Annotated in this window: 21 protein-coding genes; 5 read left to right on the plus strand and 16 right to left on the minus strand. The window is 54.4% G+C overall.

Features of this window, described 5'->3' with window-relative positions; genetic code table 11:
- Position 1 precedes the first annotated feature (1 nt).
- From nuoH to lrhA, 8 genes are all read right to left on the minus strand, one after another.
- Positions 2–979 carry an NADH-quinone oxidoreductase subunit NuoH gene (gene nuoH, locus AC6I8E_RS12810; protein WP_003854240.1) on the minus strand — a complete coding sequence of 326 codons (978 nt, stop codon included), beginning with the start codon at positions 977–979 and terminating at the stop codon, positions 2–4.
- The gene (gene nuoG, locus AC6I8E_RS12815; protein ID WP_497824068.1) at positions 976–3699 is read right to left on the minus strand and encodes an NADH-quinone oxidoreductase subunit NuoG; all 2724 of its coding nucleotides are present in this window, start codon (positions 3697–3699) and stop codon (positions 976–978) included. Before nuoG ends, nuoH begins: the two co-directional genes overlap by 4 nt.
- 112 nt (positions 3700–3811) lie before the next feature.
- Positions 3812–5152: an NADH-quinone oxidoreductase subunit NuoF gene (gene nuoF, locus AC6I8E_RS12820; protein ID WP_175501446.1), complete on the minus strand. Its 1341-nt coding sequence runs from the start codon at positions 5150–5152 to the stop codon at positions 3812–3814.
- A 2-nt stretch (positions 5153–5154) separates the two neighbouring features.
- A complete protein-coding gene (nuoE, locus tag AC6I8E_RS12825) occupies positions 5155–5670 on the minus strand; it encodes an NADH-quinone oxidoreductase subunit NuoE (protein WP_003854243.1) in 516 nt (171 codons plus the stop codon).
- A 2-nt stretch (positions 5671–5672) separates the two neighbouring features.
- Complete coding sequence (gene nuoC, locus AC6I8E_RS12830; protein WP_013358573.1) at positions 5673–7472, minus strand: NADH-quinone oxidoreductase subunit C/D; 1800 nt, start codon at positions 7470–7472, stop codon at positions 5673–5675.
- Positions 7473–7585: 113 nt separating this feature from the next.
- Positions 7586–8263, minus strand: coding sequence for a NuoB/complex I 20 kDa subunit family protein (locus tag AC6I8E_RS12835; RefSeq protein WP_013358574.1), 678 nt, complete (start codon positions 8261–8263; stop codon positions 7586–7588).
- 15 nt (positions 8264–8278) lie between these two features.
- Entirely contained in the window at positions 8279–8722 is a 444-nt protein-coding gene (locus tag AC6I8E_RS12840) for an NADH-quinone oxidoreductase subunit A (RefSeq protein WP_010258058.1), read from the minus strand.
- A gap of 638 nt (positions 8723–9360) precedes the next feature.
- Positions 9361–10284, minus strand: a complete 924-nt coding sequence (gene lrhA / locus AC6I8E_RS12845) for a transcriptional regulator LrhA (RefSeq protein ID WP_013358575.1) — start codon at positions 10282–10284, stop codon at positions 9361–9363.
- 963 nt (positions 10285–11247) lie between these two features.
- Here lrhA and AC6I8E_RS12850 point away from each other — a divergent pair.
- Together AC6I8E_RS12850 and yfbR are read left to right on the plus strand one after the other, a co-directional pair.
- Positions 11248–12465 (plus strand): pyridoxal phosphate-dependent aminotransferase, encoded by a 1218-nt coding sequence (locus AC6I8E_RS12850; RefSeq protein WP_033733369.1) that lies wholly within the window; start codon positions 11248–11250, stop codon positions 12463–12465.
- A gap of 69 nt (positions 12466–12534) precedes the next feature.
- Positions 12535–13134, plus strand: a complete 600-nt coding sequence (gene yfbR, locus AC6I8E_RS12855) for a 5'-deoxynucleotidase (protein WP_013358577.1) — start codon at positions 12535–12537, stop codon at positions 13132–13134.
- A gap of 29 nt (positions 13135–13163) precedes the next feature.
- Here yfbR and AC6I8E_RS12860 read toward each other — a convergent pair whose 3' ends face one another.
- The 3 genes from AC6I8E_RS12860 to yfbV form a co-directional block, all read right to left on the minus strand.
- Entirely contained in the window at positions 13164–13823 is a 660-nt protein-coding gene (locus tag AC6I8E_RS12860; RefSeq protein ID WP_095707703.1) for a sugar phosphatase, read from the minus strand.
- Between the two features lie 13 nt (positions 13824–13836).
- Positions 13837–14331 (minus strand): YfbU family protein, encoded by a 495-nt coding sequence (locus AC6I8E_RS12865; protein WP_033783734.1) that lies wholly within the window; start codon positions 14329–14331, stop codon positions 13837–13839.
- Positions 14332–14476: 145 nt separating this feature from the next.
- Positions 14477–14929 carry a terminus macrodomain insulation protein YfbV gene (yfbV, locus tag AC6I8E_RS12870; RefSeq protein ID WP_013358580.1) on the minus strand — a complete coding sequence of 151 codons (453 nt, stop codon included), beginning with the start codon at positions 14927–14929 and terminating at the stop codon, positions 14477–14479.
- A 337-nt stretch (positions 14930–15266) separates the two neighbouring features.
- On the opposite strand from yfbV, the gene ackA reads away from it, so the two are divergent.
- Together ackA and pta are read left to right on the plus strand one after the other, a co-directional pair.
- Positions 15267–16469, plus strand: coding sequence for an acetate kinase (ackA, locus tag AC6I8E_RS12875; RefSeq protein ID WP_033733374.1), 1203 nt, complete (start codon positions 15267–15269; stop codon positions 16467–16469).
- A gap of 86 nt (positions 16470–16555) precedes the next feature.
- Positions 16556–18685, plus strand: coding sequence for a phosphate acetyltransferase (pta, locus tag AC6I8E_RS12880; protein WP_033733375.1), 2130 nt, complete (start codon positions 16556–16558; stop codon positions 18683–18685).
- A 109-nt stretch (positions 18686–18794) separates the two neighbouring features.
- On the opposite strand, the gene yfcD is transcribed toward pta, so the two are convergent.
- Both yfcD and yfcF read right to left on the minus strand, forming a co-directional pair.
- On the minus strand, positions 18795–19319 hold the full coding sequence (gene yfcD, locus AC6I8E_RS12885; protein ID WP_497824069.1) for an NUDIX hydrolase YfcD: 525 nt from the start codon (positions 19317–19319) through the stop codon (positions 18795–18797).
- Between the two features lie 108 nt (positions 19320–19427).
- Positions 19428–20069, minus strand: coding sequence for a glutathione transferase (gene yfcF / locus AC6I8E_RS12890; protein ID WP_497824070.1), 642 nt, complete (start codon positions 20067–20069; stop codon positions 19428–19430).
- A gap of 182 nt (positions 20070–20251) precedes the next feature.
- Between yfcF and AC6I8E_RS12895 the strand changes: the two genes are divergently transcribed.
- Complete coding sequence (locus tag AC6I8E_RS12895) at positions 20252–21151, plus strand: TIGR01777 family oxidoreductase (protein ID WP_497824071.1); 900 nt, start codon at positions 20252–20254, stop codon at positions 21149–21151.
- A gap of 35 nt (positions 21152–21186) precedes the next feature.
- Here the strand turns inward: AC6I8E_RS12895 and hisP are convergent, their stop codons facing one another.
- The 3 genes from hisP to AC6I8E_RS12910 are packed head-to-tail and all read right to left on the minus strand — an operon-like array spanning position 21187 to position 23367.
- The gene (gene hisP / locus AC6I8E_RS12900; protein WP_013358585.1) at positions 21187–21960 is read right to left on the minus strand and encodes a histidine ABC transporter ATP-binding protein HisP; all 774 of its coding nucleotides are present in this window, start codon (positions 21958–21960) and stop codon (positions 21187–21189) included.
- An 8-nt stretch (positions 21961–21968) separates the two neighbouring features.
- Complete coding sequence (locus AC6I8E_RS12905; RefSeq protein WP_013358586.1) at positions 21969–22685, minus strand: ABC transporter permease; 717 nt, start codon at positions 22683–22685, stop codon at positions 21969–21971.
- Positions 22678–23367 carry a histidine ABC transporter permease HisQ gene (locus AC6I8E_RS12910; protein WP_497824072.1) on the minus strand — a complete coding sequence of 230 codons (690 nt, stop codon included), beginning with the start codon at positions 23365–23367 and terminating at the stop codon, positions 22678–22680. Before AC6I8E_RS12910 ends, AC6I8E_RS12905 begins: the two co-directional genes overlap by 8 nt.
- Positions 23368–23514: the final 147 nt, after the last annotated feature.

The raw sequence follows: 23514 nt of genomic DNA on the forward strand, positions 1-23514 counted from the left end.
CTTACGGCGCTGTGTAGAGAATCACTGCGGCAGTCGCCAGCAGGTTCAACAGCGTCAACGGCAGACACACTTTCCAGCCGAATGACAGCACCTGGTCGTAGCGTGGACGCGGAAGCGCAGCACGGATCAGGATGAACATCATCATAAAGAACGCCGTTTTCAGGGCGAACCAGATGAACGGCGGCAGGAAAGGTCCGTGCCAGCCACCAAAGAACAGCGTTACGATCAGCGCTGAAACGGTGGTAATCGCCACATATTCGCCGACAAAGAACAGGCCGAACTTCATACCGGCATATTCAATGTGGTAGCCGTCCGCCAGTTCCTGCTCCGCTTCTGGCTGGTCAAACGGATGACGGTGACACACCGCCACGCCCGCAATACAGAAGGTCACGAAACCGAAGAACTGCGGAATGATGTTCCACAGATGCGTCTGGCTGTTGACGATATCGTTCATATTGAACGAGCCCGCCTGTGCTACCACACCCATCAGCGACAGACCCAGGAACACTTCGTAGCTCAGGGTCTGCGCCGAGGCGCGCATCGCACCCAGCAGCGAGTATTTGTTGTTACTCGACCAGCCAGCAAACAGCACCGCGTAGACCGCAAGGCCCGCCATCATCAGGAAGAACAGCAGACCGATATTCAGGTCTGTTACCATCCAGGTGGGCGAAACCGGCACGATAGCAAAAGCCAGCAGCAGTGAAACAAAGGCGATAACCGGTGCAAGGGTAAAGATAAAGCGGTCGGTAAACGGCGGGACCCAGTCCTCTTTGAAGAACATTTTGATCATGTCCGCCACCAGCTGCAGCGAGCCGCCCCAGCCTACGCGGTTTGGCCCATAACGGTTCTGGAACAGGCCGAGCAGACGACGCTCGGCGAAGCTCATGAACGCGCCGCAGGCCACCACCACCAGCAGAATCACGATGGCTTTAACAATGGCCAGCAGAATGTCGATAACGTCCGGTGTTAACCAGCTCATTGCGCCGCCTCCTGCAGAGTGTCGATTTTACCGTTCGCCAGGAATGGCGGAACGCCCGGCATACCCAGCGGCAGACCAATCTGTCCCGCCTGCAGTGACGCCGAGAAACGGACCGGCAGACGCACTGTCTCACCGGCACAGCTGAACTCCACCGCCGCGCCATTGTTGACGCCCAGTTTTGCCGCATCCTCCGGGTTAATCACCAGCGCAGGCTCAGCCATACGCTGCTGGAAGACCGGTGAACGCTGTGACATCTCTTCGCTGCCGAACAGCCGATATAAAGGTGCCACACGCCACTGCGCATCACTGATAAAGGCTTTTGGCACGCTAGTGAACCACGGTAACTCACCTGCGCTGGCTTCAAACAGGCGCACGCCCGGATCGCCATGACGCAGTTTGCCGCCCACTTCCGCCTGGAACTTGTTCCACGCCTGCGGTGAGTTCCAGCCTGGTGCCCAGGCAAACGGAATCTGTGAGCGTGGTGCAGAGGGCTGGTTGTTACCTTCCATTGAGAAGGCGAACATCGTGTCCTGGTCCTGCGGCTGACGCGGTTCATGAACGCTGATATTCGCGCGCGCGGCAGTACGTCCACTGGCACGGTTCGGAGAGCGTGACAGTTTCTGACCACGGATGCGGAAGCTGGCGTCAGGTGCGGCTTCTTTAATACCCGCGAGCTGTGGCAGACGGGTGACTACCGCATCGATCACATGATCGAGCTGCGTCCAGTCCACATGACGGCTTTCCAGCGTGCTGTGCAGCGAGTGCAGCCAGCGCCAGCTTTCCAGCATCACAATGTTGTTGTCGTAATAGGCAGGGTCGTAAACCTGGAAGAAGCGCTGAGCGCGGCCTTCATGGTTAATCGAGGTGCCATCACTTTCAGCAAAGCTGGCGGTAGATAACACCAGACCCGCTTTCTCGAGCGTTGCAGTACGCTGATGATCAACCACAATCACGTTAGTGGTCTGAGCCAGTGCCGCATCTACCAGTGCTTTCGGCGCATGGCGATAAAGGTCATTTTCCAGCACCACCAGCGCATCGGCTTCACCGTTGCTCAGCTGCTCCAGCGCCTGCTCCAGCGGATTGCCGCCAATCATGCCCAGGCCGATGCTGTTCGCGTGACCTGCCAGCAGAGTAATGCCGACATCTGCACCGCGTGCCTTCAGGGCTTTCGCCACGTTAGCCGCGGCTTCAATCACTGCGCTGCTGCCTGAGTGGGTACCGGAGATAATTAAGGGCTTTTTCGCGCCGGCCAGCGCCTGCACGACAACATCCATTTTCCCGCTGAGTTTGCTGTCGAAATCGGTGACCGCAGGTGCAGACTCATCCAGTGCACTGGCGATAGCGAAGCCGAGGCGCGCCTGATCTTCAACCGGCGCACGATAGCTCCATGCCGCGATATCATCCAGACGGGTTTCATCAACGTGGGTAACAAACAGCGGATGTTTGGCGTTCTGACCGATGTTCATGATGGCGGCGATCTGCCAGTCTGCGACTTTCTGCGCAGCGGCCATATCACGCGCTTTGCCTTTCACTGCCTGACGCACAGAGAGCGCCACGCGTGCGCCCACCTGTGTCAGGTCTTCACCCAGCACCAGCACCGCGTCGTAGCTTTCAATTTCACGTAGCGATGGCGTATAGATACCGCCCTCGCGCAGGACGTTGAGCATCAGTTCAAGACGAGCCTGTTCGCCCGCTGCCATGCCGGTTGAGAAGTTCTCTGCACCCACCAGTTCACGCAGGGCGAAGTTACTTTCAATGCTGGCGCGCGGCGAGCCGATACCAATCACTTTCTTCGCCTGACGCAGCAAATCTGCACCAGCGTTAACCGCCTGCTCTGCGTTCAGTGTGACCCAGTCGTTGCCGCGCAGCAGCATCGGCTGACGTGGGCGATCTTTACGGTTCACGTAGCCATAGCCAAAGCGGCCACGGTCACACAGGAAATAGTGGTTTACAGTGCCGTTATAACGGTTTTCGATACGGCGTAACTCACCATAACGTTCACCCGGGCTGGTGTTACAGCCAACGCTGCACTGCTGGCAGATGCTCGGCGCAAACTGCATATCCCATTTACGGTTATAGCGTTCGGAGTGGGTTTTGTCGGTGAAGACGCCGGTCGGGCAGATTTCAACCAGGTTGCCGGAAAATTCGCTCTCCAGCGTGCCATCTTCCGGGCGACCAAAGTAGACGTTGTCGTGCGCGCCGTAGACACCCAGATCTTTGCCATCGGCATAATCTTTGTAGTAACGCACGCAGCGGTAACAGGCGATACAGCGGTTCATCTCGTGGGAGATGAACGGGCCGAGATCCTGATTACGGTGGGTACGCTTAGTGAAGCGATAGCGGCGGAAACTGTGGCCGGTCATGACTGTCATATCCTGCAGGTGACAGTTACCGCCCTCTTCACACACCGGGCAGTCGTGCGGGTGGTTGGTCATCAGCCACTCCACCACGCTTTCGCGGAACTCTTTCGCTTCGCCATCATCGATGGAGATGAATGTGCCGTCAGAGGCCGGCGTCATGCAGGACATGACAAGACGGCCGCGGGTATCTTCGGCATTCTGGAATTGCTTTACCGCACACTGGCGGCAGGCCCCAACGCTTCCCAGCGCCGGATGCCAGCAAAAGTAAGGAATATCAAGGCCCAGAGAGAGACATGCCTGTAGCAGGTTGTCCGCTCCGTTCACATCATACTCTTTACCGTCTACATGAATTGTAGCCATAGTGACATGCTTCCGTAAGGCTCGTCAGAGACGAGCGTTAATCATATTCTTGCCCCGACGCACGACATTGTCCGGGCGGCGGCACCAGGCCTGTTCCGTGTGCTGCGGCGAATTACCAGCGCGCTTTCAGCAGGTTTGGCTGGATCCCGCCAATGGCGCGGGTATTGCCAAACACCTGCGGTGCCATGCCAGCTTCAAACTCTTCACGGAAATATTTGATCGCACTCTGCAGCGGCTCAACCGCACCCGGCGCATGCGCACAGAAGGTTTTACCCGGGCCAAGCTGACGGCAAAGTTGCAGTAAGGTTTCGATGTCCCCTGGCTGACCCTGCTTCTGCTCCAGCGCACGCAGAATTTTCACGCTCCACGGCAGGCCATCACGACACGGCGTACACCAGCCACACGACTCACGGGCAAAGAACTCTTCCAGGTTGCGCACCAGCGAGACCATATTGATTTCGTGATCGACCGCCATCGCCAGCGCGGTGCCGAGACGGCTGCCTGCTTTGCCGATGCTGGCAAACTCCATCGGCAGATCCAGGTGCTGGTCGGTCAGGAAGTCGGTCCCTGCCCCACCCGGCTGCCAGGCTTTGAACTTCAGTCCGTCACGCATGCCGCCCGCATAATCTTCCAGGATTTCACGCGCGGTGATACCGAATGGCAGCTCCCAGACGCCAGGATTTTTCACCCGTCCTGAGAAGCCCATCATTTTGGTACCGGCATCTTCGCTTTTAGAGATGTTTTTGTACCACTCCACGCCATTGGCCAGAATCGCCGGGACGTTGGAGAGGGTTTCCACGTTGTTCACGCAGGTCGGTTTGCCCCACGCGCCCGCACTTGCCGGGAATGGCGGCTTGGAACGCGGGTTAGCACGACGGCCTTCCAGTGAGTTAATCAGTGCCGTCTCTTCGCCGCAGATATAACGCCCTGCGCCGGTGTGGACGATCAGCTCAAAATCGAAGCCGGTGCCAAGAATATTTTTGCCGAGATAACCCGCTTCCGTCGCTTCAGCAATCGCACGGCGCAGATGCACCGCGGCTTCAATGTATTCGCCACGTAAGAAGATATAGCCACGGTAAGCCTTCAGTGCAAAGGCACTGATCAGCATCCCTTCCACCAGCTGATGAGGCATCTGCTCCATCAGCAGGCGGTCTTTATAGGTGCCAGGTTCCATCTCATCGGCGTTACACAGCAGGTAACGGATGTTCATCGACTCATCTTTCGGCATCAGGCTCCACTTCAGACCGGTAGAGAAGCCTGCACCGCCACGCCCTTTCAGGCCGGAATCTTTCACTGCCGCGACGATTTCATCCTGTGACATGCTTTTCAGCGCTTTTTCCGCACCGGCATAGCCGTTTTTGCTGCGGTATTCATCAAGCCAGACAGGTTGCTTGTCGTCACGCATCCGCCAGGTCAGCGGATGGGTTTCAGCAGTACGAATGATCTGTTTAATTGTCATTGATACTGCTCCAGCAAAGAAGGAATGCCTTCCGGCGTCAGATGCACATGCGTATCCTCATCCACCATCATCGTTGGGCCCTTGTCGCAGTTGCCCAGACAGCAGGTTGGCAGCAGCGTAAAGCGGCCATCAGCCGTGGTCTGACCCGGTTTGATATTGAGCTGCTGCTCCAGTGCGGACTGGATGCCCTGATAACCGGTGATGTGACAGACCACGCTGTCACAGTAACGGATCACATGACGGCCAACCGGCTGACGGAAGATCTGGCTGTAAAACGTCGCCACACCTTCAACGTCGCTTGCCGGGATACCCAGCACATCCGCGATCGCGTTGATCGCGCCGTCCGGCACCCAGCCACGCTGTTTCTGCACGATCTTCAGCGCTTCAATTGAGGCTGCACGCGCATCTTCGTAGTGGTGTTTTTCGTGCTCAATAGCGTGATGCTCTTCCGCGCTCAGCACGAAGACCTCGTTAGGGTCGATCGTTTTAATGGCAATGTGTTGATCGTGCATAATTAGCGGTCCACGTCTGACATAACAAAATCGATACTACCCAGATATACGATCAGGTCGGATACCAGGCTGCCACGGATTACGGAAGGAATCTGCTGCAGATGCGGGAAGCTCGGCGTACGCACGCGGGTGCGGTAGCTCATGGTGCTGCCATCGCTGGTCAGGTAGTAGCTGTTGATCCCTTTCGTCGCTTCAATCATCTGGAACGATTCATTGGCTGGCATCACCGGTCCCCAGGACACCTGCAGGAAGTGGGTAATCAGCGTTTCAATGTGCTGCAGCGTGCGCTCTTTCGGCGGCGGCGTGGTCAGCGGGTGATCCGCTTTAAACGGCCCCTCTGGCATATTATTGAGACACTGCTCAAGAATACGCAGCGACTGCCACATCTCTTCCATCTTCAGCTGAACGCGGCTATACGCATCGCTGACGCCGTCGCCGACCGGGATTTCGAAATCGAAGTTTTCGTAGCCTGAATAGGGACGCCATTTACGCACGTCAAAGTCGAGACCCGTTGCACGCAGACCGGCACCGGTCGTGCCCCACGCCAGCGCCTCTTCCATGTTGTACGCAGCCACGCCTTTAGAACGACCAATCAGCACGGTGTTACGCAGTGCAGCTTTGTCATATTCCTTCAGACGCTTCGGCATCCAGTCCAGGAAGTCACGCAGCAGACGTTCCCAGCCACGCGGCAGGTCGTGTGCGACGCCACCGATGCGGAACCAGGCCGGATGCATACGGAAACCGGTAATGGCTTCAACTACGTCATAGATTTTCTGGCGATCGGTAAAGGCAAAGAACACCGGTGTCATGGCACCGACGTCCTGAATAAAGGTGGAGATATAGAGCAGATGGCTGTTGATGCGGAACAGCTCAGAGAGCATGACACGGATCACGTTAACGCGATCGGGCACCACGATACCGGCCAGTTTTTCCACTGCCAGCACGTACGGCATTTCGTTTACGCAACCGCCGAGGTATTCGATACGGTCTGTGTAAGGAATGTAGCTGTGCCACGACTGACGTTCACCCATCTTTTCGGCACCACGATGGTGATAACCGATGTCAGGCACGCAGTCGACAATCTCTTCACCATCCAGCTGCAGAATGATGCGGAATGCACCGTGCGCCGACGGGTGGTTAGGCCCGAGGTTGAGGAACATGAAGTCTTCGTTGGTAGTACTGCGCTTCATGCCCCAGTCTTCGGGCTTAAAGGTCAGCGCCTCCATCTCTAAATCTTCTTTCTGCTTAGTCAGCGTGAAAGGATCGAATTCGGTGGCGCGCGCCGGGTAATCCTTACGCAGCGGATGGCCTTCCCAGGTCGACGGCATCATGATGCGGGTCAGGTGCGGGTGGCCATCAAAGGTAATACCAAACATCTCCCAGGTTTCACGCTCATACCAGTTGGCATTCGGGAAAAGACGGGTGATGGTCGGCAGATGCATGTCGTTTTCAGAGAGTGCCACCTTAAGCATGATGTCGCGGTTACGCTCAATCGACAGCAGGTGGTAGAAAACGGAAAAATCCGCCGCAGGCAGGCCTGCACGGTGGGTACGCAAACGCTCATCCACGCCATGCAGGTCATACAGCATGACGTAAGGCTTGGGTAATTTACGCAGGAACTCGGTAATTTCCAGTATCTGTTCACGCTTAACCCAGACCACCGGAATGCCGGTGCGGGTTGGCTGTACAGTGAAGGCATCCGGCCCAAAACGGTTACGCAACTCGCCGATCACCGGGTCATCAAGGTGATCACGGGTTTGCCATAGAGGCTGAGCGAGATCTTGCGTGGTCAAATCTGTCATACGTTACTCACCATTCCGGCCTGGTCTCAGGCACTCAAATGAAGGCGTCAGGATGGGGCCATGCATTAAATTGTGATGTTCTGCTGCAGGCGCGGTTTTCCATCCATACGGTTTTAAACTTCGTCCGGGCTGCGCAGGTTTGTGACTGCGATGCGCTCTGAGCGTTTTCTTTCACGCTCTGAAGGCATGTTGGCGCGGTAAACGCCCTGGTCGCCGACAACCCACGAAAGCGGACGGCGCTCTTTGCCGATCGACTCCTGCAACAGCAGCAGTGCCTGCATGTAGGCTTCAGGACGTGGCGGGCAGCCAGGAATGTAAACATCGACCGGCAGGAATTTATCGACGCCCTGCACCACCGAATAGATGTCATACATGCCGCCCGAGTTGGCGCAGGCACCCATAGAAATCACCCACTTTGGCTCCAGCATCTGATCGTACAAACGCTGAATGACCGGGGCCATTTTAGTAAACGGCGTACCGGCAATAACCATGAAATCCGCCTGACGTGGCGAGGCGCGCATAACTTCCGCACCAAAACGCGCCACGTCGTGAACCGCGGTGAACGACGTTGTCATCTCTACGTAACAACAGGACAAGCCGAAGTTGTAGGGCCAGAGGGAGTTTTTACGTCCCCAGTTCACCATGTCATGCAGGGCATTTTCGAGTTTGCCCATATAAACGCTGCGATGAACGTGCTGCTCCAGCGGATCGCTGACGATTTCCTGCTTTTGCAGAGGATAACGGTCGTTCTCACCACCGTTCGGGTCTATGCGGGTGAGCGTATAGTCCATCTTATTGCCTCTCTTTTACTGCTTATGAGGATTGGTGTGGCTGACCGTAGTGGTTTTCACCACCACGCGACGACGAGCTGGCGCCCAGTCCAGTGCGCCAATGCGTACCAGATAGACCAGCCCCGCCAGGAGCACCAAAATGAAAATTGCGGCTTCCACAAAGCCGATCCAACCGCTTTCGCGGATTGAAGTCGCCCATGCGTATAAAAAGAGGGCTTCGACGTCGAAAATGACGAAAAACATCGCAACCAGATAAAATTTCGCCGACAGGCGGATATGGGTATCACCAACGGATTCGATGCCCGATTCGAATGGCGTATCTTTGTAGCGGGCGCGCGCTCTGCCGCCAAGCAGCCATCCTCCGGTCAGCATGAAAGCACACAGGCCAAAGGCAATAACGATAAATACGATAAACGCCCAGTGCTGAGCGATGATTTCGGTGGTAGTTGACATACTCATTGCTTACTCATCAAAAGTGGCGCTGGCATCCTGCACGCGTTTCCCGCAGCAAACTGACCACATCGATTCAAGGGAAGGGTAAAAACCTTTTAAATGTTGCTGTTATCAGGTAATAAGCAGCCATTTTATGGGGTTTTTTACTCCTTTCTATAACCTTTTGTCAACTTTGACAAAAGTATCCAAACATTATTTCACACCTGCATCATATTATTAACAAATGATGCCCCGCTTTCCAGCTAAATCGCTTCAGTCTGTAGGGTTAATTTTAGTGTAGCGGGTATTCACATGCATGGATCGTGCATTTAACAAACATATTTTGACAGGTATCATCCTGTTTTCCTTCCCCTTCTCAGGGGTATTTTCTTGATCCAGAACACACTTCTGTCCTTTATGCGCTAATTTTATCCACTTGAAACAGCGATCCAGAACAAATGGTTCGTTTTTTCGGTCTTTACGTTTCAGTTCATTGCAGGATGAAATTATTCAGGAGGGTAACGTCAGGGAGAAGAGCTGGTGAGGAGAGTCGGGCGAGGCGCAGACACAAAAAAGCCTCTCGTTCTGTTCAGGGAATGAGAGGCCTATTAATAAGCGTTTGTTAAGGCAACTATGCCTGTGTTGAGTACAACACGTTAGCGAAATTACTCTTCGTCATCCAGCAACAGCGTACCGTCTGGATTATTGCTCAGGTTATACGGGTCGTTGGTGGACTGCATGGCGTTAAAGATAGCCAGTGCCAGCTCATTATCGCTGTCAGGATTGCGGCACAGCAGATATTGCGTATCCGGCAATACCGGCAGCCCTTCCGCCGCACCCATAACACGCAGTTCCGGGCTCATCATCTCTACCGGACGCGCTGTCACGCCCAGTCCCGCTTTCACCGCGGCGCGTACTGCAGCCAGTGTGGAAGCGACGTATGAGATACGCCACGGTATGCCAGCTTCATTGAGATGATCAATCGCCATATCGCGGTAAGGACTTGGCTCATCCAGCAGCACCAATGGAATAGCTTCGCCGCGCTGGAAGATATAATCCGCTGCGCAGTACCACAAGGTAGGTGAAGTACGCAGTACCTGATAGGTAAAGTTACCCGGGCTTGAGGTCGTCACAACCAGGTCCACTTCACCCTGATTGAGCATTTCCATCATAAACGGATTACGTTTAACCCGAACATCGATTGCCAGTTTCGGATAAACCGAGGTTACCCGGTTTAACAGGAAAGGCAGAATAGTGTCAGAGGTGTCATCAGAGGCACCAATGGTCAGCACGCCCTGAATATTACTGTACATCAGCGAAGTGCAGGCTTCGTCGTTGAAACGAAGGATTTTTCTGGCATAGCCTAAAAGCTGGATCCCGTGCTCTGTTAACAGCTTATTACGTCCATGTCTGGCAAACAGCTCTTTACCTACCAATTGTTCCAGACGCTGCATCTGCTGACTGACTGCTGACTGGGTTCTGCAGACCGCTGCAGCGGCCGCTGCAAAGGTATTCAAATCCGCAACGGCAACGAAAGTTCTCAGCAGATCGAGGTCGAGATTGAGTATCGGACGATTTGCATTAGTCATGTTTTTTCTTCACTTATAAGATTTTTACGAACTACTACCCTGGTGTTATTACAAGCTTATCAAAGTGATAAGCAGTAATGGTGCTTAATGACAGTCCTGTGTGAAGACTGACACAAAAAAAATTCATCTGGAACCGGCACTACTGACTCAACTGAAAGGGTCACGGTGCTCTCAAGACAGATACAACTTCTGAACCGATGGCGCTGGGGTGCGCAAATGCAGGAAGCTGCGTAGTTGTCTTATTCCCACCAGAAATTATCGGGCGGGATAAAAATCGCACTTTTCAGGCCAGCAAGACGAAGCGGCTATGTGCATTAAATAATAAATTATACTTAATCATTTTTGACTTCAAAATGGAAATGATTTTGTGAAAAGCGCTGTAAATTTTGTGCTAAAGGCATTTCCGGACCCTTATGCCACATTATTGATCACTTTTTAAGCCTTCAGCGTTCCGAAATTTAGTGAAGAAGTGTTAAGTACTGCTCACAATCCTGATAAAAGCGTGCCAGAAACACCTCTTCATTTGGTACTTTTCCGGCGATCACAAGGCCTTAAACAGGCCACTCTTAAGCAGTGTTAAGGCGTAGTCGTTGCACGCGTCATAAAATTGTCCACAAAGTGAACGTTTATAAAATATCCTTTAACTATTTACCTGAGTGTATATTTCAGGTGCAAAGAAAAGCGTCCTTTCCATAACGTTCAGATTTCATTTCACAATACCCAAGCCATATGTTGTCTCAGCCCCGCTTTAGATAGTTTAAAATATTTCTATATGCATCATTTTTGGTTTTATCAACCACCTCACGCCTTAGTAAATATTTTTTACGCTACTCACCGTCTAAATAGTTGTTGAACCCGCCAAAACGGGGCGGCACCCTTCATTTGTGACCGACAGGAGAGTACATTGTGCTGGTTCGATTTCAGTGGCAGCCAAAAAGGATTCTGCCCGTTAAGGCGGTAACAATGACTTTTCAAATAGATAAATCCGGAAAACTCGATAACGTCTGTTATGACATCCGTGGCCCGGTCCTGAAAGAGGCGAAGCGCCTCGAAGAAGAAGGCAATAAAGTTCTTAAGCTGAACATCGGCAATCCGGCGCCGTTTGGTTTCGAAGCACCGGATGAGATTCTGGTCGATGTGATTCGTAATCTTCCCAGTGCTCAGGGCTATTGCGACTCCAAGGGTCTCTATTCCGCCCGAAAAGCGATCATGCAGCACTATCAGGCGCGCGACATGCGTGATGTCACGGTAGAAGATATCTACATTGGCAACGGCGTTTCAGAGCTCATCGTGCAGGCGATGCAGGCGTTACTGAACAGCGGCGACGAAATGCTGGTGCCAGCGCCTGACTATCCGTTGTGGACGGCTGCGGTTTCCCTTTCCAGCGGAAAAGCGGTGCACTATCTGTGTGATGAGTCAGCAGGCTGGTTCCCTGACCTGGATGATATCCGCAGCAAGATCACCCCGCGTACCCGCGGTATCGTGATTATCAACCCGAATAACCCGACCGGCGCGGTCTACAGCAAAGAGCTGCTGTTAGAGGTGGTTGAGATTGCGCGTCAGCATAACCTGATTATTTTTGCCGATGAGATCTACGATAAGATCCTTTACGACGAGGCACAGCACCACTGCATCGCAGCCCTGGCCCCTGATCTGCTGACCGTGACCTTCAATGGCCTTTCTAAAACCTATCGTGTAGCCGGTTTCCGTCAGGGCTGGATGGTACTGAACGGGCCAAAGAAACATGCGAAAGGCTACATTGAAGGGCTGGAGATGCTCGCGTCTATGCGCCTGTGTGCCAACGTACCGGCCCAGCATGCCATTCAGACGGCGCTGGGCGGCTACCAAAGCATCAGCGAATTTATCATGCCTGGTGGTCGTCTTTATGAGCAGCGCCAGCGTGCCTGGGAATTGATCAACGATATTCCCGGCGTCAGCTGTGTGAAGCCGCAGGGCGCGCTCTACATGTTCCCGAAAATTGACGCCAAAAAATTCAATATTTTTGACGATCAAAAAATGGTGCTGGATTTTCTGCTTCAGGAAAAGGTGCTGCTGGTACAGGGTAGCGCGTTCAACTGGCCATGGCCCGATCACCTGCGCATTGTTACGCTGCCTCGTGTGGATGATCTGGAGATGGCGATTAATAAATTTGGTCGCTTCCTGCAAGGCTATCGCCAGTAATCACGCCCGCGTATACTGACGCTATTTGGGGAGAGCCTGTCTCTCCCCTGCCTGCTAACAGGAACGCTCATGACACAAAGCCACTTCTTTGCTCACCTCTCCCGTCTTAAGCTGATCAACCGCTGGCCACTGATGCGCAATGTGCGTACCGAGAATGTTTCTGAACACAGTCTGCAGGTCGCCATGGTGGCGCACGCGCTGGCCGTCATCAAAAACCTTAAATTCAGTGGTTCGCTTAACGCCGACCGCATCGCCATGCTGGCGCTTTATCATGACGCCAGCGAAGTGCTCACCGGCGATTTACCCACTCCGGTTAAGTATTACAACGCACAGATTGCCCACGAATATAAGAAAATCGAGAAGATTGCCCAGCAGAAACTGATTGAGATGCTGCCGGAAGAGTTTCAGGCGATCTATCGCCCGCTGATCGACGAGCATCTGCATAGCGAAGAGGAGCAGGCCGTGGTGAAACAGGCAGATGCGCTCTGTGCCTATGTAAAATGTCTTGAGGAGCTGTCTGCCGGCAATAACGAATTTCTGCTGGCCAAAGCGCGGCTGGAAAAGACCCTGGCACAGCGGCGTTCGCCAGAGATGGATTACTTCGTTGAGGTGTTTATTCCAAGCTTCAGCCTGTCGCTGGATGAAATTTCGCAGGATACGCCACTGTAAACCCGACGGCATGGCCGCCGGGCGGATCTTTAAGCCTGCTGGCTGAAGGTAAAGCTGCCATCAGACTCGCGGGTGATAATCAGAGACGCCAGTGAGTCGAGCTTAAGCGCCACCTCATCCAGTCGTGGCGTTTCCGCTGGGGGATTAATAGCAATCACCGCACAGCCGGCGTTCAGGCCGGACAGAATACCGGCGGGTGCATCTTCTGCTACCACGCATGACGTCGCCGCTAATCCCAGCTTCTCTGCACCAAGCAGGTAAGGATCGGGCTCAGGTTTGCCTTTAGCGACCTGCTCAGCGGTAATGAAGACGGCGGGCTTCGGTAATCCTGCGGCTTTGTGCCGGGCATGAGCGACCGGCACCGAGCCTGAAGTGACGATCGCCCAGGGAATCTGCAGCTCGTTCAGCCGGTTCAGCAGCGCATGGGCGCCTGGCAGCGCCTGCACACCGTCGGTGTCTGCCGCTTCAGCCTGCTCCAGCGCGACAAACTCCGCCTGAATAGCCTCTTCCGACTGGCCTGCCATGAAATGACGCAGAGAAGTAATCGCCTGTTTGCCATGGATGAAATCCAGGATCTCATCAGCGTCGATACCATGACGGGCACCCCACTGGCTCCAGGCTCGTTCAACCGCTGGCAGTGAGTCCACCAGCGTGCCGTCTAAATCAAATAGAAAACCTCTGTAGGTCACGCGCTCCTCCTCATCAGGCATTAATCACTTGCGCAATTTCGTTTGCACTTAAATGGTACTGGCGCGGACAAGTCTGCCACAAAGCTAACATGCGTTGATACTTTTCCCACATCGGGGTCTGCGCGTTAAAACCGTGGGTACCGGAATCAAAGTGGGTATAACGCCCTTCTGTATTGACCATAAAACGGACGTAACCCAGCAGGCGTGCTTCCGTTGCTGCATCAAAGCCCAGAAAGGCGAGACGGCGCTCTTCCAGCTGACCTTTATCCTTCAGGTTCGACCAGGAGACGTGGAGCGCATGATGCATTTCCATTATATCGATCACGGTCCGGCAGATCGCTTCACTCAGTTCGCCAAACTCTTTATCCAGCTCGCGCATCTGCAGCGCATAACCGCGTTCGATAATGGTCTGGTAACGGCGAAAACGTTCTGCATTTTCCGGCTCAAGCATGGCCATGATTTTGTACTGGTTGGTAAGAATCAGACGCTGCGCATGGGTCATTTCCATCATTCACTCCCGGTCAGAGACCGCTCACTTAATCGACAATGGAGAAATGATTGCACAGCGTTAGCGACACGGAAATCACCGTATCGCCTTTCTTTGATTTGGCCGCAGGTTAGCGGTAATTATTTTACCGCCAGCCCGGGAGGAGTCAGAGATCGTCCAGGAAGGTGCGGTCGAGTTGTTTAAACGCCCGCTTAAGCAGATCGGCCAGCGCCTGATAGGTCGGCTTGCCTTCAACCGGCGCTATCGCCTGCCCCGCTTCTTCCAGCCGGGCACGCACTTCATGAAACCAGTTAAGCAGCGTCGGCGGCAGCGGCGTGACTGAACGCTTGCCCAGCCACCACAATCCCTGCATCGGCAGGCTGCAGGCAAACAGCGCCGTCGCCACGGCAGGCCCCAACTGACCGCCCATCGCGATCTGCCAGGTCAGGGTAAAAATGGCCAGTGGTGGCATAAAGCGAATGGCGAAACGCGTTGCTGATGAAACGCGGTTTTCCGGGAACACCGGGGCCAGGCGCTTATCAGCAGGCCAGGTCTTCATATAGTGCTGGCCGCGCTGAAACATCCGAAACCAACTGGTACTGCCAGATTCATTCGCCATGGCTCACCTCAACTAATACTGCAAAGATTAAAAAATAGTTATAACCACACAACTTTACGTAACATCCTTCAATTATTTTTGTCTTTAAAGATGACTCCAGCTATTCTGACGCCGTTTTAACACCTTTCCGCACGCGGGATGCGCCGTTGGGAAGAGGCCTGAGCCATATTTCGACAAGGCAATCTTCAAATTTTCGCGTAAGATTGCTGAAATTTTTTGCGGAAATACAGATTTCTGTCTACCGCATGATGTTTGTCATTAATCTACCAGCTTTCATGGGCTACGCTGTTAGTCTGATTGCGTTTTATTTAGCCACTCTCAAAAAATAGGTACTTCCATGTCGAGTAAGTTAGTTCTGGTTCTGAACTGTGGCAGCTCTTCCCTGAAGTTTGCCATTCTCAACCCTGCCAGCGGTGAAGAATTCCTGTCAGGCCTTGCGGAATGTTTCCACCTTCCTGAGGCCCGCATCAAATGGAAGCTGGAAGGCGAAAAACAGGAAGCGCCTCTGGGTGCTGGCGCAGCGCATAGCGAAGCGCTGAACTTCATTGTTAAAACCATTCTGGCACAAAAACCTGAGCTTTCGGCACAAATTGCTGCAATCGGCCATCGTATCGTTCATGGCGGCGAGAAGCTGACTCAGTCAGTCATCATTACTGAAGACGTGGTACAGGGCATCAAGGACGCCTCTTCTTTTGCACCGCTGCACAACCCGGCTCATCTGATCGGTATTGATGAAGCGATGAAAAACTTCCCACACCTGTCAGATAAGAATGTCGCGGTATTCGACACGGCTTTCCATCAGACAATGCCGGAAGAGTCTTACCTCTATGCGCTGCCGTACAAATTATATAAAGAGCATGGCGTTCGTCGCTATGGCGCGCATGGCACCAGCCATTTCTATGTGACTCACGAAGCCGCTAAAATGCTTAACAAGCCGCTTGAGTCACTGAACATTATCACCTGTCACCTCGGTAATGGTGGTTCAGTTTCTGCTATTCGTAACGGCGAGTGCGTAGACACCTCTATGGGTCTGACTCCGCTGGAAGGTCTGGTGATGGGAACCCGCAGTGGCGACATCGATCCGGCCATCATCTTCTTCCTGCACGATACGCTGGGTATGAGCGTTGACGCCATCAATAAACTGCTGACCAAAGAGTCTGGCCTGTTAGGGCTGACCGAAGTTACCAGCGACTGCCGCTACGTAGAAGACAACTACACCACCAAAGAAGATGCGAAGCGCGCAATGGATGTCTTCTGTCATCGCCTGGCGAAATATATCGGCAGCTACACCGCGCTGATGGATGGCCGCCTTGACGCCGTCGTGTTCACTGGCGGCATCGGTGAAAACGCCGCGATGGTCCGTGAACTTTCACTGAAAAAACTGGCACTGCTGGGCTTCGACGTCGACCACGAGCGCAACCTGGCAGCCCGTTTCGGCAAATCAGGCTACATCAATAAAGAAGGCACCCGCCCGGCGCTGGTGATTCCGACCAACGAAGAGCTGGTCATCGCCCAGGACGCCGCGCGTCTGACTGCGTAAAACACTTCTCTCCGTCAGCTCAGGCTGACGGAGTTGTTTCTGACACCCTGCCATTACTGAGAGGTTCAAACGTGTCACGTACAATTATGCTCATTCCGACCGGCACCAGCGTCGGCCTGACCAGCGTCAGCCTTGGCGTTATCCGCGCCATGGAACGCAAAGGTGTTCGCCTTAGCGTCTTTAAGCCGATTGCTCAGCCACGTGCTGGCGGCGATACCCCGGATCAAACCACTACCATCATCCGTAAGAACTCCTCGATTCCTGCCGCAGAACCGCTGCAGATGTCACGTGTTGAGTCACTGCTGGGTTCCAACCAGCAGGATGTACTGATGGAAGAGATCATCTCCCGTTACCATGCCAACACCCAGGATGCGGAAGTGGTGCTGGTTGAAGGTCTGGTGCCAACCCGTAAGCATCAGTTTGCCAACGCGCTGAACTATGAAATCGCCAAAACCCTGAACGCGGAAATCGTCTTCGTGATGGCGCTGGGCAATGACTCTCCGGCGCAGCTGAAAGAGCGCATTGAGCTGACGCAAAGCAGCTTCGGCGGTCAGAAGAACAAAAACATCACTGGCGTGATCATCAACAAACTCAACGCGCCGGTCGACGATCAGGGACGTACCCGCCCTGACCTGTCAGAAATCTTTGATGATTCCTCAAAAGCCAGCATCGCCAACATTGATCCTAAGCAGCTGTTCTCAGACAGCCCGCTGCCCGTGCTGGGCTGCGTGCCGTGGAGCTTTGATCTGATAGCCACCCGCGCGATCGATATGTGCCGCCACCTGGATGCACGCATCATTAACGAAGGTGAGATTCAGACCCGCCGGGTTAAATCCGTTACCTTCTGCGCCCGCAGTATCCCGCACATGCTGGAGCATTTCCGTCCTGGCTCACTGCTGGTGACTTCGGCTGACCGTCCGGATGTGCTGGTCGCCGCCTGTCTGGCTGCGATGAACGGCATTGAGATTGGCGCAATCCTGCTGACCGGTAACTACGAGATTGACGATCGCATTGCCCGTCTCTGCGACCGTGCCTTCCAGACCGGCCTGCCGGTGTTTATGGTGAAAACCAATACCTGGCAGACCTCACTGAGCCTGCAGAGCTTTAATCTTGAAGTGCCTGCTGATGACACGCAGCGCATCGAGAAAGTGCAGGAATATGTCGCCAGCTACATTAATGCAGAGTGGATTGAGTCACTGACCGCCACATCTGAGCGCAGCCGTCGCCTGTCACCACCTGCCTTCCGCTATCAGCTTACCGAGCTGGCACGTAAAGCGGGCAAACGCGTGGTACTGCCAGAGGGCGATGAGCCGCGTACGGTTAAAGCGGCCGCTATCTGTGCCGAGCGCGGTATCGCGACCTGCGTACTGTTAGGCAACCCGGAGGAGATTCAGCGTGTCGCTGCGGCTCAGGGTGTTGAACTGGGCAAAGGCGTTGAGATTGTAGACCCGGAACAGGTTCGCGAAAACTACGTGCCGCGTCTGGTTGAGTTGCGTAAGAGCAAAGGCATGACCGAAGTGGTTGCTCAGGAGCAGCTGGAAGATAATGTGGTACTTGGCACCATGATGCTGGAGAGCGGCGAAGTGGATGGCCTGGTGTCAGGTGCAGTTCACACCACGGCCAATACCATTCGTCCGCCGCTGCAGCTGATCAAAACCGCGCCTAACAGCTCACTGGTTTCCTCGGTGTTCTTTATGCTGCTGCCGGAGCAGGTGCTGGTTTACGGTGACTGCGCAATTAACCCGGATCCGACCGCGGAGCAGCTGGCTGAGATCGCTATCCAGTCAGCCGATTCTGCCAGCGCCTTTGGTATCGATCCGCGCGTTGCGATGATCTCCTACTCTACCGGCACGTCAGGTGCGGGCAGCGACGTTGAGAAAGTGCGTGAAGCAACGCGCATTGCGCAGGAGAAACGGCCAGATCTGGTGATCGATGGTCCGCTGCAGTATGACGCCGCGATCATGGAAGATGTGGCGAAATCCAAAGCGCCGAATTCTCAGGTTGCCGGCCGCGCTACTGTGTTTATCTTCCCGGATCTCAACACCGGTAACACCACCTACAAAGCGGTACAGCGTTCAGCCGATCTGATCTCCATCGGACCGATGCTGCAGGGTATGCGTAAGCCGGTCAACGACCTGTCTCGCGGTGCGCTGGTGGATGACATCGTTTATACCATCGCCCTGACGGCGATTCAGTCCCAGCAGGCTGAGGGCTAAGCGGCTGGTCATAACGAAAAAGGCATGCCCCAGAGCATGCCTTTTTTTCGCCGGTAACAAAGCGGCTCTGTCTGATGCGGATGAATAACCTGAATTAAAATGCCTGTTTTCAGGCCCGGTTATCGCCGTTGCGGCTCATCCACAGGGAGAGCGCTTTCAGCGAATCGTCGGTGAACTCATCACAACGTGAGGTAATCTCATCGGGCGTCATCCAGATAATCTCATCGACTTCCGATTCCTGCATGGCGAATGGCCCGTGTGATACACAACTGAACAGACCGCCCCAGACACGACAGTGCTGATCTTCGAAGTAGAATTTGCCATGTTCAGCAAACGGCACCGCGGCAATCCCTAACTCCTCTTCTGCTTCACGTCGCGCAGATTCCAGCATATCTTCACCGCTCTGCACCACGCCGCCCGCGGTTGCGTCCAGTTTGCCCGGCATAAAATCTTTTATCTCGGTGCGACGCTGTACCAGAATCTTACCCATACCGTCATGAACCACAATATAGGTAGCGCGGTGACGCAGGCACTGAGCACGCATCTGCGCACGTGTCGCCTGAGCAACGACTTCATTCTCTTCGTTTACGATATCGACCCACTCGATGCCGTCACCCGCAGTTTGATCCACCATCAGTAACCCTTTCCTGTTTGGCGTACAGTTATGTACGCAGTTTGCCACGTCGTTATTTTTATGTGGCGTAAGGTAATCACTTCCGACAGCCTGAGCAAGCCCTGGCTGTTACCGATTTTTACCACTTTCTGCTAACCACAGTTGTACCGAGGCTCGCTGCCACTGAAACTCAGCATAATGCCGCAGACGGACGGGCAAAGGATCGCCATGTAACACCAGCCGGTTAAGCATTACAGCCAGATCGGTATCCGCAATGGACCACTCACCAAACAGGTTCTGTTGCCCCTCAGGCAGCAGACGATCGACAGCGGTAACCAGTTTATCCACCGCCTGCTGCGCTGACGCAGTCAGTGGCGCAAAACGTTCACCGGCAAACAGCACTTCTGTGGGACGCTCCTGACGGATCCACAGGAAGTCACTGCGCAGCCAGGCCTGAATCTCACGGGCATGGGCGCGCTTTTCCCGGTCGCGCGGATAGAGGCGCTCAAATTCGGGTGCCGGAAAACGCTCTTCGAGATATTCGGTAATCGCCGAGGATTCGCTTAACAGGAAGTCATCAATCTGGAGAGTCGGCACGCGGCAGGTCAGCGACAGCTCGCGGTATGCTGCGGCGTATTGCTGATTCTGCGACAAATCGACACGTTTCAGCTGGAAAGGGATCCCTTTTTCGGTAAGAGCAACATAGGCAGACATAGCGTAAGGACTGAAAAATGATGAATCTGACCACAGGGTGATGGACGGATAATTCATCGGTTACCTCAATTGGCTGTCAGGGTTGCATCATGTTTACCGATTTTTTTTTGCGAAGGCAACGCTGAGCTGCTCCGATCTCTGCCACCGGAAGCAGAAAGCGCGACGCAACTCACTCTGGAATGGCTCGACTCTTCTATGCTGAAAAGTGCAAATAACAAAAACATCAAGGGAGCCGCAACATGCACATTCTAATTACCGGTGGCACGGGACTGATTGGCCGTCACCTGATCCCGCGCCTGCAGCAGCTGGGGCATCAGATTAGCGTGGTGACACGTGATGTGGTCAGCGCGCGTGAAAAACTGGGCGAGAACGTCGCACTCTGGTCAGGCCTGGCACAACAGTCGAATCTGGATAACATCGATGCGGTGATTAACCTGGCGGGAGAACCTATCGCCGACAAGCGCTGGACGGAGCCGCATAAACAGCAGCTGTGCGAAAGCCGCTGGCAGATCACTGAGCAGATCGCTTCACTAATCAACACCAGCGCCACGCCGCCCTCTGTATTGATCTCAGGTTCGGCAACCGGCTTTTATGGCAATACCGGCGATCTGGTGCTGACTGAAGAGGATCAGGGGCAGGATGAGTTTACGCATCAGCTCTGCGCCCGCTGGGAGCAGCTGGCGCTTGCAGCAGAAAGTGAGCGCACCCGCGTCTGCCTGCTGCGGACCGGCGTGGTGCTGGCCCCCGAAGGTGGCGCACTCAGCAAAATGAAGTTGCCCTTTAAGCTCGGCATCGGCGGACCTATCGGCAGTGGCAAGCAATATATGCCGTGGATCCACCTTGATGACATGCTTAACGCCATTATCTGGCTGCTGGATCATGATGATCTGCGTGGTCCATTCAATATGGTCGCGCCTTACGCCGTGCGCAATGAGCAGTTTGCCGCCACGCTGGGCCAGGTTATGCACCGCCCGGCCTTTATGCGCACGCCAGCCAGCGCCATTAAACTGATGATGGGCGAATCGTCGGTGCTGGTGCTGGGAGGACAGCATGTGCTGCCAAAGCGGCTGGAAGCCTCAGGTTTTAGCTTCCGCTGGTACGATCTGCAACAGGCGTTGCAGGATGTGGTGAAGCATTAACCTGACGCCCGCGCCTGTCAGACGCGGGCGCTGGATTACTTCAGCGATCCCTTGAGGAACTGCTGTAAACGCGGGCTTTTCGGGCTGCCGAACACCTCCGAAGGTGGCCCCTGCTCTTCGATTTTACCCTGATGAAGGAAAATCACGTGATTTGAGACGTGACGGGCAAACTCCATCTCATGCGTTACCACCACCATCGTTTTGCCTTCTTCCGCCAGCTTTTGCATGATGCGCAGCACTTCACCGACCAGTTCCGGATCCAGCGCCGAGGTCGGCTCATCAAACAGCAACACCTCCGGCTCCATCGCCAGTGCGCGCGCAATCGACACACGCTGCTGCTGACCCCCGGAGAGGTGCACCGGATACTTCGCCTGCGCCCGCGCATCAATGCCCACTTTATCGAGGTAGCGGATGGCCCGCTCACGCGCCTCCGCTTTGCTCAGCCCCAGCACCTGAATCGGCGCTTCCATGACGTTTTCCAGCACCGTCATGTGGCTCCAGAGATTGAAATGCTGGAACACCATAGTCAGACTGGTGCGCAATGCGCGCAACTGCTCTTTGTCAGCGACTTTCAGCTGACCATCTTTGTCACGGACCAGCGTGATGTGTTGGTTATTGACCACGATGGTGCCTTCACTCGGTTTTTCGAGGAAGTTGATGCAGCGTAAAAAGGTACTTTTCCCTGAACCGGACGATCCAATGATACTGATCACATCGCCCGCTTTCGCAGTTAACGAGACCCCTTTCAGCACTTCATGTTCACCGTAACGTTTATGCAATTCGGTGACGCTTAATTTATTGTCAGCCATAGTTCTACTCAATGCGATGAAGAGGGTTTCACGTGGGCCAGCCAGCGACGTTCCGCCAGGCGGAACAGGCTGATCAACACGTAAGAGATAATCAGGTACAACACTGCCGCAAGACCAAAGGCGGTAAACGGCTGATAAGTTGCTGAGTTAATATCTCGTGCGACTTTCAGCAGATCCGGCACCGTGGCGGTGAAGGCTAATGCCGTGGAATGCAGCATCAGAATCACCTCGTTGCTGTAGACGGGCAGAGCCGTACGCAGCGCGGAAGGCAGGATAATGCAGCGATAGAGTTTGAAGGTGGAGAAGCCGTAAGCCCGCGCTGCCTCAATCTCACCGTGGGGTACCGAGCGAATCGCACCCGCAAAGATTTCCGTGGTGTAAGCGCAGGTATTCAGGGTAAAGGCGAGCAGCGTACAGTTCAGGCCGCTGCGGAAAAAGGCGTTCAGCAGTTCTGTGCCTTTGACAATTTCCAGCGTATACATGCCGGAGTAGAAGACCAGCAGCTGCACATAGAGCGGCGTGCCGCGAAATACGTAGGTAAAGAGCCAGACCGGAAAGCTGATAAACCGGTTTGGCGAAACCCGGGCTATCGCCAGCAGAATGGCCAGACAGCCGCCAATGGTGACTGAGAGAATTAACAGCCAAAGGGTGATCGCCACACCGGTAAAACGATAACCGTCCGTCCAGAGCAGCGATTTCCAGTATTCCTGAATAATCTCAATCATAACTCGCCCTCTTCACTCCGACCGTATAGCGACGGTTCAGGCACCACAGCACGCCGTTCGACAGCGTGGTAAACACCAGATAGATCACACCGGCGACGATGGCGAAGTAGAACGGCTGCCAGGTACTTTTCCCCGCCAGCTGCGTCGCCTTCACCACATCTTCCAGTCCCAGCAGCGAAACCAGCGCGGTGGCTTTCAGGATCACCTGCCAGTTATTTCCGATGCCCGGCAGCGCATAGCGCATCATGGCCGGAAACAGAATGCGGCGGAACACCTGCGCGCCAGTAAAGCCAAACGCAGTGGCCGCTTCAATCTGCCCTTTTGGCACCGCCATAAAGGCGCCGCGGAATGTTTCGGTGAAATAGGCACCATAAATAAAGCCGAGCGTGATGATACCGGCGACCATCGGGTCGATATCAAACTGCGCCATGCCCAGTGCGTCGGTAACCTGGTTGAGGACAATCTGCAGACCGTAGAAGATCAGCAGCATCAGTACGAGATCTGGCACGCCACGAATCAGCGTGGTGTAGCCTTCAAAAATCATCGCCAGTGGCCGGCTGCGCGACAGTTTCGCGCCTGCGCCAATCAGGCCCAGCAGCACTGCCAGCACGACGGAAGTGAGCGCCAGCTCCAGCGTCACCAGCGTGCCCCGAAGAATTACATCAGAATAGCCATACAGCATTGAGAGGGTCCTGTCGTGGGGTGAAAACGAAACGCTGCCCGCCAGCGAGACGGGCAGTTTAGCTTTACCTCTCCGTTGCAGATGCCATCCGCCATTAGCGGGACTGAGCCGGTTTCTGCACCAGGCAGAACCGGCTCAGTCCCGGTA

This window comes from Pantoea sp. X-Soil-YNGN-785, assembly GCF_059730585.1.

Bases quoted from the DNA above. Each gene is read 5' to 3' on its own strand.
- hisP (WP_013358585.1), bottom strand. From the start codon at position 21,960: ATGGCTGACAATAAATTAAGCGTCACCGAATTGCATAAACGTTACGGT.
- lrhA (WP_013358575.1), bottom strand. From the start codon at position 10,284: ATGACTAATGCAAATCGTCCGATACTCAATCTCGACCTCGATCTGCTG.
- AC6I8E_RS12840 (WP_010258058.1), bottom strand. From the start codon at position 8,722: ATGAGTATGTCAACTACCACCGAAATCATCGCTCAGCACTGGGCGTTT.
- nuoH (WP_003854240.1), bottom strand. From the start codon at position 979: ATGAGCTGGTTAACACCGGACGTTATCGACATTCTGCTGGCCATTGTT.
- yfcF (WP_497824070.1), bottom strand. From the start codon at position 20,069: ATGAATTATCCGTCCATCACCCTGTGGTCAGATTCATCATTTTTCAGT.
- pta (WP_033733375.1), top strand. From the start codon at position 16,556: ATGCTCATTCCGACCGGCACCAGCGTCGGCCTGACCAGCGTCAGCCTT.
- yfbV (WP_013358580.1), bottom strand. From the start codon at position 14,929: ATGGCGAATGAATCTGGCAGTACCAGTTGGTTTCGGATGTTTCAGCGC.
- nuoG (WP_497824068.1), bottom strand. From the start codon at position 3,699: ATGGCTACAATTCATGTAGACGGTAAAGAGTATGATGTGAACGGAGCG.
- AC6I8E_RS12910 (WP_497824072.1), bottom strand. From the start codon at position 23,367: ATGCTGTATGGCTATTCTGATGTAATTCTTCGGGGCACGCTGGTGACG.
- nuoC (WP_013358573.1), bottom strand. From the start codon at position 7,472: ATGACAGATTTGACCACGCAAGATCTCGCTCAGCCTCTATGGCAAACC.
- nuoE (WP_003854243.1), bottom strand. From the start codon at position 5,670: ATGCACGATCAACACATTGCCATTAAAACGATCGACCCTAACGAGGTC.
- AC6I8E_RS12835 (WP_013358574.1), bottom strand. From the start codon at position 8,263: ATGGACTATACGCTCACCCGCATAGACCCGAACGGTGGTGAGAACGAC.
- yfbR (WP_013358577.1), top strand. From the start codon at position 12,535: ATGACACAAAGCCACTTCTTTGCTCACCTCTCCCGTCTTAAGCTGATC.
- AC6I8E_RS12895 (WP_497824071.1), top strand. From the start codon at position 20,252: ATGCACATTCTAATTACCGGTGGCACGGGACTGATTGGCCGTCACCTG.
- AC6I8E_RS12850 (WP_033733369.1), top strand. From the start codon at position 11,248: ATGACTTTTCAAATAGATAAATCCGGAAAACTCGATAACGTCTGTTAT.
- yfcD (WP_497824069.1), bottom strand. From the start codon at position 19,319: ATGGTGGATCAAACTGCGGGTGACGGCATCGAGTGGGTCGATATCGTA.
- AC6I8E_RS12905 (WP_013358586.1), bottom strand. From the start codon at position 22,685: ATGATTGAGATTATTCAGGAATACTGGAAATCGCTGCTCTGGACGGAC.
- ackA (WP_033733374.1), top strand. From the start codon at position 15,267: ATGTCGAGTAAGTTAGTTCTGGTTCTGAACTGTGGCAGCTCTTCCCTG.
- AC6I8E_RS12865 (WP_033783734.1), bottom strand. From the start codon at position 14,331: ATGGAAATGACCCATGCGCAGCGTCTGATTCTTACCAACCAGTACAAA.